This is a genomic window from Ruegeria sp. AF7, from assembly GCF_056541885.1.
This window is the reverse complement of sequence record NZ_JBQFYX010000032.1, coordinates 1-13544: the sequence shown is the minus strand read 5'-3', so window position 1 is coordinate 13544 and position 13544 is coordinate 1. Positions and strand designations below refer to the sequence as shown.

Here is a 13544-nt window from a genome sequence, read left to right as displayed (position 1 = left end):
TTGGTTGGCACCACCATCAAAACGGACAACCATCTCCCTTCAAGGGAACCACCGCCCCCAATCCAATTTGAAAAATTGGGGGCGGTGTCAGATCACATCGAGACTAATTCATATTATCAGTCATTTACTGCGGCAGAACCGAAACTTCCTCGTCCCATTTCTGCAACAGACGCTTGCGTTCATCTGAGGAACCATACTTTTTGAAGTCATAGTCAATCAGCTTGATCTGACTCATGTCAGGCGCGCTTTCCGACGTTTCCGCGCTCTTGTTTGATGGCACCTGAAACGCGTTGACTTGAAGGGCAAGGTTCTGAGCTTCGGGCGACAGGGCCCAATCATAGAACTTCTTCGCCTCTTCCTCGTTGCGGGCTCCTTCAATTATCGACATTGAGCCAATTTCGTATCCAGTTCCCTCGCATGGCGCGACGACCTTGATCGGGAAACCCGATACAGCCTGCTTTACCGCATCATGCATGAAGACGATGCCAATCGTGTTCTCGCCTCGACCGGCTGCTTTGATTGGTGCAGATCCGGATTTTGTATACTGGTTGATATTCGAATGCAGGCCTTTCATGAACTCAAAACCTTCATCCTCGCCAAAGATCTGCACCATCGAGGCCAGCGTTGTGTAGGCCGTACCAGACGAGTTCGGGTTGGCCATCTGAACGTGACCCTTGTATTCAGGCTTTAGCAGGTCTTTCCAACAGGCGGGTTCGGGTAGGTTATTGGCCGCCAGCAGGTCTGCGTTATAGCCATACCCAAGTGCGCCGGAATAAATGCCGATCGTTCTGTTTCCGGCACTTTCGGCTTGGGAAATTGCCCAATCATGAAGCTGGTCGCGCATTTGCGACATGTATTCCATCGTCAGGCTCTCTTCGGCGGCCTGCAAATGCGGATCGCCCGTCCCGCCCCACCACACGTCTCCTTTCGGATTCGAGCTTTCGGCGCGGATTTGTGCAAAGGTTTCACCAGACGACTTCCGGGTCATGTTGACGTCGATGCCCGTCGCATCTTCAAAGCTGCGCGCCATGAGTTGGCACCAATCTTCCTGCGCCGAACAATAGAATGTCAGCTTGTCTGCCTGCGCTGCCGACACAGACGCGGCTATTGCAATCAGCGACCCGACGGCCGTGGATGTAATTTTTTTCATTATCCTTCCTCCCTTTGGTAATTGCGCGCCCAGTATCTTTGATTTTGTCAGGCGCTTTCTCATCCAGCTTTTCGTAGCTTGTTAATGACAGACTGGGCGTTCTGGTCGCTTGTCAGATTTTTCAAAAAACTTGAGAGATCTCTTTCTTCCACCAGCTTTGCCGCTTTCCCTGGTGAAAACCAGTGACGCGTCCGTTCGTCCCGTTCTTTCCAACGCCGTTTCAACTTTTCAACGACCATGGGATAGAGAGTAACGCGGCAGCGAACGCTACTCGCGCCCTCAAAGCGCTTGTCATAGAAAAAATGACCAATTGGCTGTTTCGAGATTGCCCCGACAGCACCTGCTTCTTCCAGTGCTTCAATTTCAGCGGCATGCCAGGGTTTCTTTCCTTCCATCAACCAACCTTTTGGGATGACCCACCGCCCTGTATCGCGCGAAGTCACCATCAGAACGTGCAGTTTTCCATCCCTGTCCCAGCGCATCGGAAGTGCTGCAATCTGATCAGTTATGTTGCCGTCGCTCATGCTGCCCTCAATGACACAGTATCAAAAGCGCACCCAGAATAGCCTTCACTCGTTAACGGTGGTCCTTAGGTTTTCACTTTGAACCGGTTCAATTCATCATTCTTGCTTTGCGCTTTGGACTCTTCCGAATTGTCACAACCTACTGAGGGTTATGCAACAAAAATTATTGCATTATGCCCGAAATCCCACAAAAGTGGGGTTTGAAACCTGATTGGGTTGTTGGATGTCCAAAACGAAAACACGTGCCAAAACGATTGAGAAGGGACGGGGTAGGGTAAAGAAATCCGACCGGCGCCAGCAAATATTGCTGGAGTTGAAGCTTCGCCCGCACGTTCGCATCAATGAATTGGCCCAGCGTTTCAACGTCTCTAACGAGACGGTGCGCAGGGATTTCGACGCTCTGTCGAATGACGGCCTGATCGCACGCGCGCACGGAGGGGCATCTGCCCCGGCACAAGGGCATTATCCAGGTCTGGACGAGCGGGCCAACGCGCGAATTGAGGAGCGCGAACGCATAGGAATCAGCGCGGCGGGGCTGGTGCGCGATGGTGAAACGGTCATGATCGATTCCGGTTCGACTACAATCGAAATGGCCCGTGCATTGGCGTATCTCGGCACTCCTTGCACAGTGATTACGAATTCAATCCCGGTGGCAATGACCCTCGGCCATGGGGCTGCCGAGGTTCTGCTTTGTCCAGGAGAATATCTGGCAACCGAATCTGCGACGATCGGAACCGAGACGCTGGAATTCCTGTCTCGGTTCAATGTCGACAGATGCATGATCGGCTCGTCAGGTTTTTCGGTCGAAGGCCCTTCAGAAACCGTGCGCGGCTTTGCGGCTGTCAAAAGAATGATGCTGACGCGCGCAGCAAATCGACATCTTTTAATCGATTCAGGGAAATTTGGCCGTAAAGGCCTGTCTCAGGTCGGAGACCTGACCAACCTGGATTCCATAGTTTCCGACACGAAACCAACAGGAGAGTTGCTTAACGCGATCAACGGTGCCGAGGTTGATATTCTTGTCGCCCCGTAAACACTGAAATGAATGACGAACAGCGGACTGCAAAAAGACCGCGCATGACTGGGAGGAAAACATGAAGATAGACATCAGATTATTGGTTGGGGCATCGGCAATTGCGCTCATGTCGCTTTCCGGGACAGCTTCGGCGCAAGATTGCCCGAGGGGTGATCTGGACGAGCGGTTTTGCGACGTCGATGGGGATTTGATTGCGGATATCCCCACAGATTCTTCCCAGCTAATTGATCCTGACACCCTGATTTTTGCCTATACACCGGTCGAAGACCCAGCCGTATACAAAACCGCGTGGTCTGACTTTCTAGAGCATCTGAAGGCTGAGACAGGCAAGGACGTGGTCTTTTTTCCGGTCCAAAACAACGCCGCCCAGATCGAGGCGATGCGGTCGGGACGCCTGCATATTGCGGGCTTCAACACCGGGTCCAACCCACTGGCAGTAAACTGTGCCGGGTTCCGACCGTTTACGATTATGGCCTCAAAAGACGGTAACTTCGGTTATGAAATGGAGATCATCACCTACCCAGGCTCGGGCATCGAAAAGGTTGAGGATATCAAAGGTAAGCAACTTGCCTTCACGTCACCCACGTCCAACTCGGGCTTCAAAGCACCGTCGGCGATCCTGAAAAGTGACTTTGATCTTCTGCCCGATCGCGACTTCGAACCCGTCTATTCGGGAAAGCACGACAACTCGATCCTTGGTGTGGCGAACAAGGACTATCCAGCGGCATCGATTGCAAATTCGGTAAAGGCACGGATGATTTTGCGGGATGTGATCAAGGAGGAAGATGTTGTTACGATTTACAAATCGCAGACCTTTCCAACCACCGGTTTTGGCACTGTCTACAACCTGACGCCCGAATTGCAGGAGAAAATCCGCAATGCTTTCTTCAACTTCGAGTGGGAAGGGACGACGCTTGAAGCAGAGTTTTCCAAGTCGAACGAGGGCCAATTTCTGGAGATGACTTACCAGGAATTCTGGGACGTCATTCGGAAAATTGACGCGGCAAACGGCGTCTCCTACGCCTGCCAATAAGCCTTGCTTAATCCAGCGGGCCTGAAAAGGCCCGCTATCCACCCTAATCGGGGGCATTTTATGCTGCGTCTTCAAAAGCTGACGAAAACCTACAAGACCGGAGATCAGGCACTGAAGGCCATCGATCTTGAGGTGCCCAAAGGGCAGGTGCTTGCACTGATCGGGCCCTCGGGTGCGGGAAAATCGACGATGATCCGCTGCATCAACCGTTTGGTTGAGCCTACAAGCGGCGGTGTTCTTCTGGATGACATGGACCTGACCAAACTCGGGTCGGGTGCGTTGCGGAAAGCACGCCGCGAAATGGGTATGATTTTTCAGGAATATGCCCTGGTCGAACGCCTCACCGTGATGGAAAACGTATTGTCCGGTCGGTTGGGGTATGTCGGATTCTGGCGCAGTTTTTTACGGCGGTATCCGCAGTCGGATGTGGACGAGGCTTTCCGCCTGCTGGACCGGGTGGGGCTGTTGCATATGGCTGACAAACGCGCGGACGAGTTGTCGGGTGGTCAACGCCAAAGGGTCGGTATCTGCCGCGCCCTGATCCAGGACCCAAAGTTGTTGCTGGTCGATGAACCGACCGCGTCGCTGGATCCGAAGACCAGTCGACAGATCATGCGGCTGATCACCGAGCTGTGTCAGGAGCGCGGGCTGGCGGCCATCATCAACATCCATGACGTGGCTCTAGCCCAGATGTTCGTTCCGCGTGTCGTGGGCCTCCGCTTTGGCGAAATTGTGTTTGATGGTCTTCCAACAGGGCTCACCCCGGAAAAGCTGACCGAGATTTACGGCGAGGAAGACTGGGAAGCGACCATCGAAAAAGTGGATGAGGATGAAGATGTCGAGGCCGCAGAATGAGCCATCGAGAACTTGACGACATGCTGGGAAAAGGCTGGCGCAAACCGGCCTTTATCAAAAACACGTTGTTGCGCAGGGCATTGATACTGGGGTTCTTCGCTTACTTGGTTGCGGCGTTCATGACCATCGATGTTGATTGGGGCAGGGTCTATGAGGGGCTGGACAGGGGATGGGCGTTCGTCCTTGCCTTTACCAGCCCGGATTTCATTTCACGGTGGTCAGATATCTGGGCCGGCCTTCTGGAAAGCATTGTGATGACCGTGGCCGCGTCGGTTGTTGGTATCCTGATTTCGATCCCGATTGGATTGGGGGCTGCACGTAATATCGCCCCGTTGCCAATCTACATAGTCTGTCGCGGCATTGTCGCGCTAAGCCGGGCATTGCAGGAAATTATCGTTGCCATTTTGCTTGTGGCCATCTTTGGCTTTGGCCCGCTGGCAGGATTTTTGACGCTGTCTTTCGCAACCATTGGGTTTCTTTCCAAGCTTTTGGCCGAAGATATCGAGGCGATGGACAAAGTTCAGGCTGAGGCGATCCAGGCCTCTGGTGCACGATGGCTGCAATGGATCAACTACGGGGTTCAGCCTCAGATCATGCCTAGGCTTGTGGGTCTGTCCATGTACCGGATCGATATCAATTTCCGGGAAAGCGCTATTCTCGGGTTGGTGGGGGCAGGCGGCATTGGCGCGACACTGAACACCGCGTTTGATCGATATGAATACGACACTGCCGCCGCCATTCTGATCCTTATCATCGGGATCGTCATGGCCCTCGAATACCTTTCGGGAATTATCCGCGCGAGGGTTCAGTAATGCCGGTTCTTGAACGCGACGATACACAAATCTGGCGCAGGCGGACGACCGGCCAAAGCCTGGTTCGCTGGTTTGGATGGCTTCTGGGAGTAGCGGTTTTTGTCTACTGTTGGCAGCTCATTTCGCAATCGACAACCTGGTTTTTCGTCTGGGATGCGCCCCGTATCGCCAACGATATCTGGACCCGCGCAACGCCACCCAAATGGGACTATATCACCCAGTTGGGACGCCCGATCTGGGATACCCTGAACATTGCTACTCTGGGCACGATCATCGCTCTGTGCATGGCTGTGCCGGTTGCCTTTTTGGCGGCCCGCAACACTACCCCGTCGGCGTTGTTCATCCGCCCCATTGCCTTGTTGGTCATTGTTTCGACCCGCTCAATCAATTCGCTGATCTGGGCGCTGCTATTGATCGCTATCATTGGACCGGGTGTGTTTGCCGGTGTCATAGCGATCGCCATCCGTTCAATCGGGTTCTGCGCCAAACTTCTTTATGAAGCGATTGAAGAGATTGATCACGGTCAGGTCGAGGCGATCACAGCCACCGGTGCTTCGCGGTGGCAAGTCATGGCGTATGGGATTGTTCCGCAAATCCTGCCTGCTTTTGCCGGAATTGCAGTCTTTCGTTGGGACATCAACATTCGCGAGTCCACTGTGCTTGGGCTGGTTGGTGCCGGCGGTATCGGGTTGCAGCTTTCGGCCTCGCTTAATGTTCTGGCGTGGCCGCAAGTCAGCCTTATCCTGATAGTAATTCTTCTTGCAGTCATGATCAGCGAGTGGGTTTCGGCAAAAGTACGAGGAGCGATCATTTGACCGGATTCTCAGCGCAGGAGGCATTTAAGGCTTACGAAGCCGTCCGGCACCGCCTTCCAGATATTGAACCGAACGACGTGAATTATCGTCGTATCGAGACCCTTTCCGAAGTTATGGATGAGTTCGACGTGTTTCTGCTGGATGCGTTCGGGGTTCTCAATATCGGAGAAACGGCGATCCCCGATACGCCGGAACGGATCAAGTCACTAACGGCTGCGGGCAAACGTGTCCTGGTGGTGTCTAATGCCGCCGGGTTTCCCCACGCCACGCTGTTGGAGAAATACACCAGGCTGGGATATGACTTCGCTCCGCAGGATGTGATTACCAGTCGGGCTACGTTGCTGTCCGGGCTGAATGGTCAACATGGGCTGCATTGGGGTTTGATGGCGACACCCAGCGCCGGGCTTCGCGATTTGGAAGATTTGAAACTAACCTATCTGGAGGATGACCCGCAACCCTACGAAACTGTTGATGGTTTTCTGATGATCGGGTCAGCCGCCTGGACCGAAACCCGGCAGGCGATGTTGGAGGCGGCATTGCTAAGCCGACCCCGCCCGGTATTGGTGGGTAACCCGGACATCGTTGCCCCACGTGAGTACGGCTTTTCCAAAGAACCCGGTCTTTTCGCGCACCGTTTGGCCGACCGGACGGGCGTAACCCCGCAGTTTTATGGAAAGCCTTTCGGCAATATCTATGATCTTGCTTTTAAGCGACTTGGGCCTGTCGACAAATCCCGCGTTCTGATGGTGGGTGATAGTCTGCATACTGACATTCTGGGCGCGCGTCATGCCGGAGTGGCTTCGGCACTTGTCTCGGATTTTGGATTCTTCGCCGGGCATGATGTTGAGGAAGCTATCAAACAAGCAGCGATCGTGCCGGATTTTGTCGTGACCCGACCCTGAGATTTCGAACTAAGGCGTATTTTAAGAAGAGTGTACGGGCAGGTTGACTTGCAGAAGATGCGTGTAATGATGATTATGTTGCTTTTGTGGAGGTGTATCCAGTAGGCGAATTTTCTAACGGCAAATACCCATAGTCTCGGAAACTCGATACTGGTTCTTCTGCATCCTAACAATCTGGAACTCAATGCTAAGGGTCACTTTCGAGAACTCAAGCCATCTCAGGCTGGAAACACCGCTGTTTTCTTGACTGTTCCATAGACAAAACTGGTGTCGATCGAAGCTATTCCGCCGATCGGGTGAATTCGGTTTCGAATAAAGTCCTCGTATGCGTCGAGGTTTGATACCAATACCCGCAACTGGTAATCCATTGCGCCGGTAAGCACGTGGCATTCTAGAACTTCATCGATCATCCGAACGCGTTTTTCGAATTTCTGCACATCTGTTTCATTGTGCCGCTCAAGCCGGATGCGGACAAAGACGGTAATCGCCATCCCGTATGCGGCAGCGTCCACATCGGCGCTGTATCCTTTGATGACACCGCTGGCCTCAAGGTTTTTGACCCGCCGCAGACACGGTGAAGGAGACAGGTTGACCTCATCAGCAAGATCCTGGTTCGTCATACGCCCGTCCCGCTGCAACGCTCGAATGATTTGCCTGTCTTTGGCGTCCATCTTCTCTCCATTATTAGCATAATATGCCAATATTGATCCTTACCTTGGCATTATTCGCAACCTATTGCTCAAAGTAAAGGCGCAAAGTGATAACAACTTAGATCAGGAGCCCACCGTGACCCGCACAACCGGATTTGCCACTCGCGCCATTCATCATGCCTACAACCCGTTTGAAAACGATGGTGCGCTGACCCCGCCCCTCCACTTGACCTCAACTTTCTCCTTCGAAACCGCAGAGGCTGGTGGGGAAATGTTTGCCGGTGAGCGCGCAGGTCATATCTATAGCCGGATATCGAACCCGACATGTGACCTTCTTGAAAAGCGCATTGCCGTGCTGGAAGGTGCCGAGGCCGGGCTCGCTCTCTCCAGCGGGATGGGCGCAATTACCGCCGTACTTTGGACCCTGCTGTCGCCAGGTGACGAAGTCATTGTCGACAAAACGCTCTACGGATGCACTTTCGCTTTCATGCGCCACGGGCTGGCAAAATGGGGTGTCACTATTACCCATGTCGACATGACGGACCCTGCGAATCTGAAAGCCGCTGTTTCCGAAAAAACCCGCGTCGTCTATTTTGAAACCCCAGCCAATCCAAACATGCGCTTGGTGGATATCGCTGCCAGTTCAGAAATTGCGCATTCTGTTGGTGCGCATGTTGTGGTCGACAATACATATGCCAGCCCCTATCTGACCCGCCCGATCGAGCACGGCGCGGATATCGTCCTGCACTCCGCCACCAAGTATCTGGGCGGGCATGGCGATGTGGTCGCGGGTCTTGTGGTCGGAACCGCCGAGCAGATTTCTGAGATCCGGCTGGTCGGCATGAAAGACATGACAGGTGCAGTGATGGCACCTTTTAACGCAATGCTGATCCTGCGTGGGTTGAAGACACTGAACCTGCGATTGGATCGTCACTGTGCGTCCGCCAAGGTGGTTGCCGATTACCTTCAGGCACACCCTACCGTCAGTGAGGTTTATTTCCCGGGGCTTGAGAGTTTTGCCCAGCACGATGTCGCACAACGCCAGATGTCGCAGCCGGGGGCCATGATCGCCTTTGAAATCAAGTCTGGCCTGTCCGGTGGCATCGAGTTCATGAACCGCCTGAACATGATCCAACGCGCCGTGTCCTTGGGGGATGCAGAAACCCTGATCCAGCACCCGGCATCCATGACTCATTCGACTTATACTGCGGAAGAACGGGCAGAACATGGGATCAGCGACGGTCTGATCCGTCTTTCCGTCGGGCTGGAAGACGTTGATGACATCCTTGCGGATTTGGAGCAAGCTCTGCCCTACCCTGCCCGCAGTGCCGCATGAACCCGGAGACCACCATGCCGAATGATCCCAAGCTGTTGAAAATCGTCGAACAGCGTTTGCTGTGGTTGTCGCATTGGATGATCCACCATGCCAACCATATCCGTCCCAAGGTGGATGGGATCAAGGTTGGTGGTCATCAAGCGTCGTCCGCGTCGATGGTTTCGATCATGACGGCGCTCTACTTCTCGGCTTTGCGCCCCGAAGATCGGGTTGCGGTCAAGCCTCATGCGTCACCGGTTTTCCACGCGATGCAGTACCTTATGGGCAACCAGACCCGCGAGAAGATGGAGAACTTTCGCGGGTTTGGCGGCGTGCAAAGCTATCCCAGCCGGACAAAGGATATCGATGATGTCGACTTTTCGACAGGTTCGGTAGGTTTGGGTGTCGCGATCACCTCGTTTGCTTCGATCATTCAGGACTACGTCAAGGCCAAAAACTGGGGGGCAGATGCCCCGATGGGACGCATGGTGGCGCTTGTAGGCGACGCTGAACTGGATGAAGGCAACGTATACGAAGCGTTGCAGGAAGGCTGGAAAAACGGCCTGCGCAACACGTGGTGGATTATCGACTACAATCGGCAGTCGCTTGACGGCATCGTTCGTGAAGGTTTGTTCGAACGGATCGAAAAAATCTTTGATGCCTTTGGATGGGATGTTGTTCGCGTGAAGCATGGTGTCCTGCAGCGCGCGGCCTTCAAGGAACCTGGCGGTGATCGGCTGCGAGACTGGATTGATGCCTGCTCGAACCAGGAATACTCGGCTCTGACGTTCATGGGTGGCGAGGTTTGGCGAAAGCGCCTCATGGACGATCTTGGGGATCAGGGGGATGTGACGGCGCTGATCGAACGGCGCACAGATGCCGAACTCGCTGCATTGATGGAAAACCTCGGCGGCAACTGCGTCGAGACCATGGCCCAAACCTTTGATGCAATCGAACATGACCGCCCTACCTGTTTCCTGGCCTACACTGTCAAGGGATGGGGCACGCCAATTGCGGGCCACAAGGACAACCACGGCGGACTGATGAACAACAGCCAGTTCGTCGCGTGGCAAGAACATATGGGCGTGCCTGCCGGCAAGGAATGGGAACCTCTCTCGGCAGTGCCGGACCCAGAGGCGCTGAAAGATTTTCTGTCGAAAGTTCCCTTCTTTGCAAAAGGTCCGCGACGCTATTTCGATGACAAGCTGGATGTTCCATCAATTGACATCGACACAAGCCGCGAAATCTCGACCCAAATGGCTTTCGGCAAGATTTTGGATGACTTGTCGAAGCGCGACAGCCAATTGGCCGAGCGTATCCTGACGACGTCCCCTGATGTCACAGGCACAACAAACCTTGGCCCTTGGGTAAACCGGCGCAAACTGTTTGCCCGATCCGAGCAAGCCGACGCTTTCATTGAACACCGTATCCCTTCGACGGCAAAATGGGAATTTACTCCCGAAGGGCAACATATCGAACTTGGTATCGCCGAGATGAATCTCATGTTGCTATTGGGCGCTGCGGGCCTTTCGCATTCCCTGTTTGGCAAGCGGCTCATCCCGATCGGTACTGTGTACGACCCCTTTGTCAGCCGAGGCCTCGATGCGCTCAATTACGCCTGTTATCAGGATGCGCGCTTTATGCTGGTCGGCACGCCTTCGGGCATAACTCTGGCCCCGGAAGGCGGCGCGCATCAATCCATTGGCACACCGTTGATCGGGATGAGTCAGGACGGTCTGGCAGCCTTTGAGCCAGCCTTTGCCGATGAACTGGCAGTGATCATGGAATGGGCCTTTGATTACCTTCAGCGTGACGGCGAAGGACAACCGGACGAACGCACCTGGCTGCGGGACGAAACAGGCGGTTCGGTCTATCTGCGCCTGACGACAAACCCGATTGAACAACCTGGAAAGCGTGTGGACGATGATTTCCGTCAAGGTGCCATAGATGGTGCATACTGGCTGCGGAAGCCGGGCCCGAATTGCGAGGTCGTAATCGCTTATCAGGGGGCCGTTGCACCCGAAGCGATCAAAGCCGCTGGCGTGATGGGCGAAGGACGCAAAGACATTGGCGTGTTGGCGGTGACTTCGGCAGACCGGCTAAACGCCGGGTGGACGGCAGCGCAACGGGCGCGTTCGCGGGGCAATCAGAAGGCTCGGTCCCACATCGAAGCTTTGATGTCCGGTCTACCGCGGCACTGCAAGCTGGTTACAGTGATCGACGGACACCCCGCGACATTGTCTTGGCTGGGTGCGGTACAGGGACATCAGACCATCCCATTGGGGGTCGAACATTTTGGTCAGACAGGGACAATCGGCGACCTCTATCGGCACCATTGCATTGACGCGGACGCCATCCTGGAGAAGGTGAATGGTCTGACCCATGGCAAGGCTTTGCTTCGCACATGAGCGGCGGTATTGGGCGTCACAGCTAAGGCACCTTACGCTCCGGGTATGTGGGCCCTTTCTGCAGGCGCGCGCTTGGGTTCAAAGCCCGGAACTAAAGGCACCTTGTTCGAACCAAACTTTTGGGATCTGAGAATAATTGCCGTTTGGGACTAAAGAAGAAATAAGTACGAATTTGCTTCCGTCACTACAGGTGCTCAAAACTGTCGCAGGTATGGATCGCCATGACAATCAATTTTGCGTGTATCAAGTCGGCCTATGCACGCTATCCTACCGGTTTTTTGACAATACTTTTGTTCATGTATGCGCTTAATAAAATTGAGTCTGTCCCTCTAGAAGGTAATTCTTGATTTGCCGTTAATATTGTAGTTTGCAGGAAACACTCCAGTACGCGTTTGCCCCAAAAAGAACACTTTGTTCGAGCAGTTTCAGCGCAATCAACAACACCTATTTCTAAGACAGAAAAATGGCCACTGTAACGACAATCCCCAGACCTTCCGTAAGTTCTCCGCTCAGCTCTATCCAGGGTACCTATGCATATGGTGACGGGAATCCGTCGACCACGACGGTGATTTCCTACAGTTTCGGGCACTTCTCTGATACACAGGCTTGGTCATCGGAGTATAAGGCGGAGTTCCGTGCGGCGCTGGCCGCAATAGAAGCCGTTGCAAACATTAATTTTGTCGAAGTCACATCCGGTTTTGCTGACTTGGTTGAGGTTATTGCGCCTTCTTCATTCTTTGGAGACCCTCGGACTTTGGGATTTCATTATTCGCCATCGAACGGGACGTCCTATGGTGCATTCAACACGTCATACTGGACTGCTTCTTTCAACGGAAACGGTGATCCGGGCGGGTATTTCTTTACCACTCTAGTTCATGAATTAGGTCACGCTCTTGGTTTGGGCCATCCTCATGACACGGGTTTGGGTACAACCGTGTTGAGCGGTGTAACCTCGCCATTCGACTCGTTTGGGGCGGCGAGCCTCAATCAGGGCGTTTACACCGTGATGTCCTATAACGATGGATGGACTTCACAAAACGGGTGGCTGCGTTCTGATGCCACATATGGTGGTTCAACAGGGCTTGGGGCTTTGGATGTCGCCGCGTTGCAGGCCATGTATGGGGCGAATACATCGCACAACTCCGGGGGCAACACCTACACACTCCCCTCTGAAAACGTCGCAGGAACTGGGTACCAAGCCATTTGGGATACTGGTGGAATTGACACGATCCAGCATAACGGTGGCTCGAACGCATATATAGATCTCCGGGCGGCAACTTTGGATTATTCCGTTTCTGGTGGTGGGTTGGTTTCACATGCAGCGGGCATAAAGGGTGGTTTCACAATTGCGTATGGCGTCGTGATTGAAAACGCGTCTGGCGGATCTGGTGCCGATACTATTGTCGGCAATACCGCTCAAAATGTTTTGCGCGGGAACGACGGAAACGACACCATTCACTCGCTGTCCAACGGAAGCAACAACAACACCATCTATGGCGGCCAAGGCGACGATATCATCTTTGTGGCCCAAGGTACTGGTGCTGACCAGGTCTTTGGGGACCAGGGCAATGATCTGGCTGTTGTGCGGAGCAACGCAGGTACGTTTTCGGGTGGAACCGGCACCGACACTGTCAGATTCGTTAGCGCGATAAGCAATTTTTTATTCTTTGAAAACGGTGTCTTGTACGAATTTCTGGATGTAGTCACACGCACAACATTCACGATTGCAGACGACGTAGAGTTGGTCCAGTTTCTTGACGGGCTACAGCAGTATGCCCGGTCGAATATCAAGTCTGCAATGCAGCTTTCAGATATCGATACTCAGGGAACAACGCTACAACATGCCAGCCAAGGGCTTTATGTGCTGGATGGCGGCAGTGCGAACATTGCTTTGATTTACGGTGGCCAGTCTATTGGGCAAAACTCGCTTGCAGGCTGGCAGGCACTTCAGGCCGAAGCGTCGGGCGGTGGCTACAAGGTTCTGTGGCAGAACACCAACGGGTCATATGCCGAATGGACCACGGATGCTTCGGGGCAATACCAA

General features: G+C 53.7%; 12 protein-coding genes. 9 read left to right on the top strand and 3 right to left on the bottom strand.

Going from position 1 to position 13544, the window contains the following annotated elements; genetic code table 11:
- Positions 1–124: 124 nt before the first annotated feature.
- Together ACR0AP_RS20465 and ACR0AP_RS20460 are read right to left on the bottom strand one after the other, a co-directional pair.
- Positions 125–1150, bottom strand: coding sequence for an ABC transporter substrate-binding protein (locus ACR0AP_RS20465; protein ID WP_480509078.1), 1026 nt, complete (start codon positions 1148–1150; stop codon positions 125–127).
- Positions 1151–1209: 59 nt separating this feature from the next.
- Positions 1210–1674: an NUDIX hydrolase gene (locus ACR0AP_RS20460; RefSeq protein WP_480509076.1), complete on the bottom strand. Its 465-nt coding sequence runs from the start codon at positions 1672–1674 to the stop codon at positions 1210–1212.
- Positions 1675–1897: 223 nt separating this feature from the next.
- On the opposite strand from ACR0AP_RS20460, the gene ACR0AP_RS20455 reads away from it, so the two are divergent.
- The 6 genes from ACR0AP_RS20455 to ACR0AP_RS20430 all read left to right on the top strand — a co-directional run bounded on the left by ACR0AP_RS20455 (position 1898) and on the right by ACR0AP_RS20430 (position 7127).
- Positions 1898–2707, top strand: a complete 810-nt coding sequence (locus ACR0AP_RS20455; protein ID WP_480509074.1) for a DeoR/GlpR family DNA-binding transcription regulator — start codon at positions 1898–1900, stop codon at positions 2705–2707.
- Positions 2708–2768: 61 nt separating this feature from the next.
- Entirely contained in the window at positions 2769–3743 is a 975-nt protein-coding gene (gene phnD, locus ACR0AP_RS20450) for a phosphate/phosphite/phosphonate ABC transporter substrate-binding protein (RefSeq protein ID WP_480483730.1), read from the top strand.
- A gap of 60 nt (positions 3744–3803) precedes the next feature.
- On the top strand, positions 3804–4598 hold the full coding sequence (gene phnC / locus ACR0AP_RS20445) for a phosphonate ABC transporter ATP-binding protein (protein ID WP_480487503.1): 795 nt from the start codon (positions 3804–3806) through the stop codon (positions 4596–4598).
- A complete protein-coding gene (phnE, locus tag ACR0AP_RS20440) occupies positions 4595–5410 on the top strand; it encodes a phosphonate ABC transporter, permease protein PhnE (RefSeq protein ID WP_480509072.1) in 816 nt (271 codons plus the stop codon). The genes phnC and phnE (ACR0AP_RS20440) overlap by 4 nt, the downstream gene beginning before the upstream one ends.
- Positions 5410–6225 (top strand): phosphonate ABC transporter, permease protein PhnE, encoded by an 816-nt coding sequence (gene phnE, locus ACR0AP_RS20435; RefSeq protein WP_209597213.1) that lies wholly within the window; start codon positions 5410–5412, stop codon positions 6223–6225. Before phnE (ACR0AP_RS20440) ends, phnE (ACR0AP_RS20435) begins: the two co-directional genes overlap by 1 nt.
- Complete coding sequence (locus ACR0AP_RS20430; RefSeq protein ID WP_209507089.1) at positions 6222–7127, top strand: HAD-IIA family hydrolase; 906 nt, start codon at positions 6222–6224, stop codon at positions 7125–7127. The genes phnE (ACR0AP_RS20435) and ACR0AP_RS20430 overlap by 4 nt, the downstream gene beginning before the upstream one ends.
- 218 nt (positions 7128–7345) lie before the next feature.
- Here ACR0AP_RS20430 and ACR0AP_RS20425 read toward each other — a convergent pair whose 3' ends face one another.
- Positions 7346–7798, bottom strand: a complete 453-nt coding sequence (locus ACR0AP_RS20425; protein ID WP_480487508.1) for an Lrp/AsnC family transcriptional regulator — start codon at positions 7796–7798, stop codon at positions 7346–7348.
- Between the two features lie 115 nt (positions 7799–7913).
- Here ACR0AP_RS20425 and ACR0AP_RS20420 point away from each other — a divergent pair, with 115 nt between their 5' ends.
- From ACR0AP_RS20420 to ACR0AP_RS20410, 3 genes are all read left to right on the top strand, one after another.
- A complete protein-coding gene (locus ACR0AP_RS20420; protein WP_480487510.1) occupies positions 7914–9113 on the top strand; it encodes a methionine gamma-lyase in 1200 nt (399 codons plus the stop codon).
- Between the two features lie 14 nt (positions 9114–9127).
- The gene (locus ACR0AP_RS20415) at positions 9128–11500 is read left to right on the top strand and encodes a 1-deoxy-D-xylulose-5-phosphate synthase N-terminal domain-containing protein (RefSeq protein WP_480509080.1); all 2373 of its coding nucleotides are present in this window, start codon (positions 9128–9130) and stop codon (positions 11498–11500) included.
- A gap of 463 nt (positions 11501–11963) precedes the next feature.
- Positions 11964–13544, top strand: a 1581-nt coding sequence (locus tag ACR0AP_RS20410; protein ID WP_480509070.1) for a M10 family metallopeptidase C-terminal domain-containing protein, incomplete at its 3' end; no start/stop codon positions are given.

Coding starts and splice junctions, on each gene's coding strand:
- ACR0AP_RS20455 (WP_480509074.1), top strand. CDS start 1,898: ATGTCCAAAACGAAAACACGTGCCAAAACGATTGAGAAGGGACGGGGT.
- phnE (WP_209597213.1), top strand. CDS start 5,410: ATGCCGGTTCTTGAACGCGACGATACACAAATCTGGCGCAGGCGGACG.
- ACR0AP_RS20465 (WP_480509078.1), bottom strand. CDS start 1,150: ATGAAAAAAATTACATCCACGGCCGTCGGGTCGCTGATTGCAATAGCC.
- phnE (WP_480509072.1), top strand. CDS start 4,595: ATGAGCCATCGAGAACTTGACGACATGCTGGGAAAAGGCTGGCGCAAA.
- ACR0AP_RS20425 (WP_480487508.1), bottom strand. CDS start 7,798: ATGGACGCCAAAGACAGGCAAATCATTCGAGCGTTGCAGCGGGACGGG.
- ACR0AP_RS20460 (WP_480509076.1), bottom strand. CDS start 1,674: ATGAGCGACGGCAACATAACTGATCAGATTGCAGCACTTCCGATGCGC.
- phnC (WP_480487503.1), top strand. CDS start 3,804: ATGCTGCGTCTTCAAAAGCTGACGAAAACCTACAAGACCGGAGATCAG.
- phnD (WP_480483730.1), top strand. CDS start 2,769: ATGAAGATAGACATCAGATTATTGGTTGGGGCATCGGCAATTGCGCTC.
- ACR0AP_RS20415 (WP_480509080.1), top strand. CDS start 9,128: ATGCCGAATGATCCCAAGCTGTTGAAAATCGTCGAACAGCGTTTGCTG.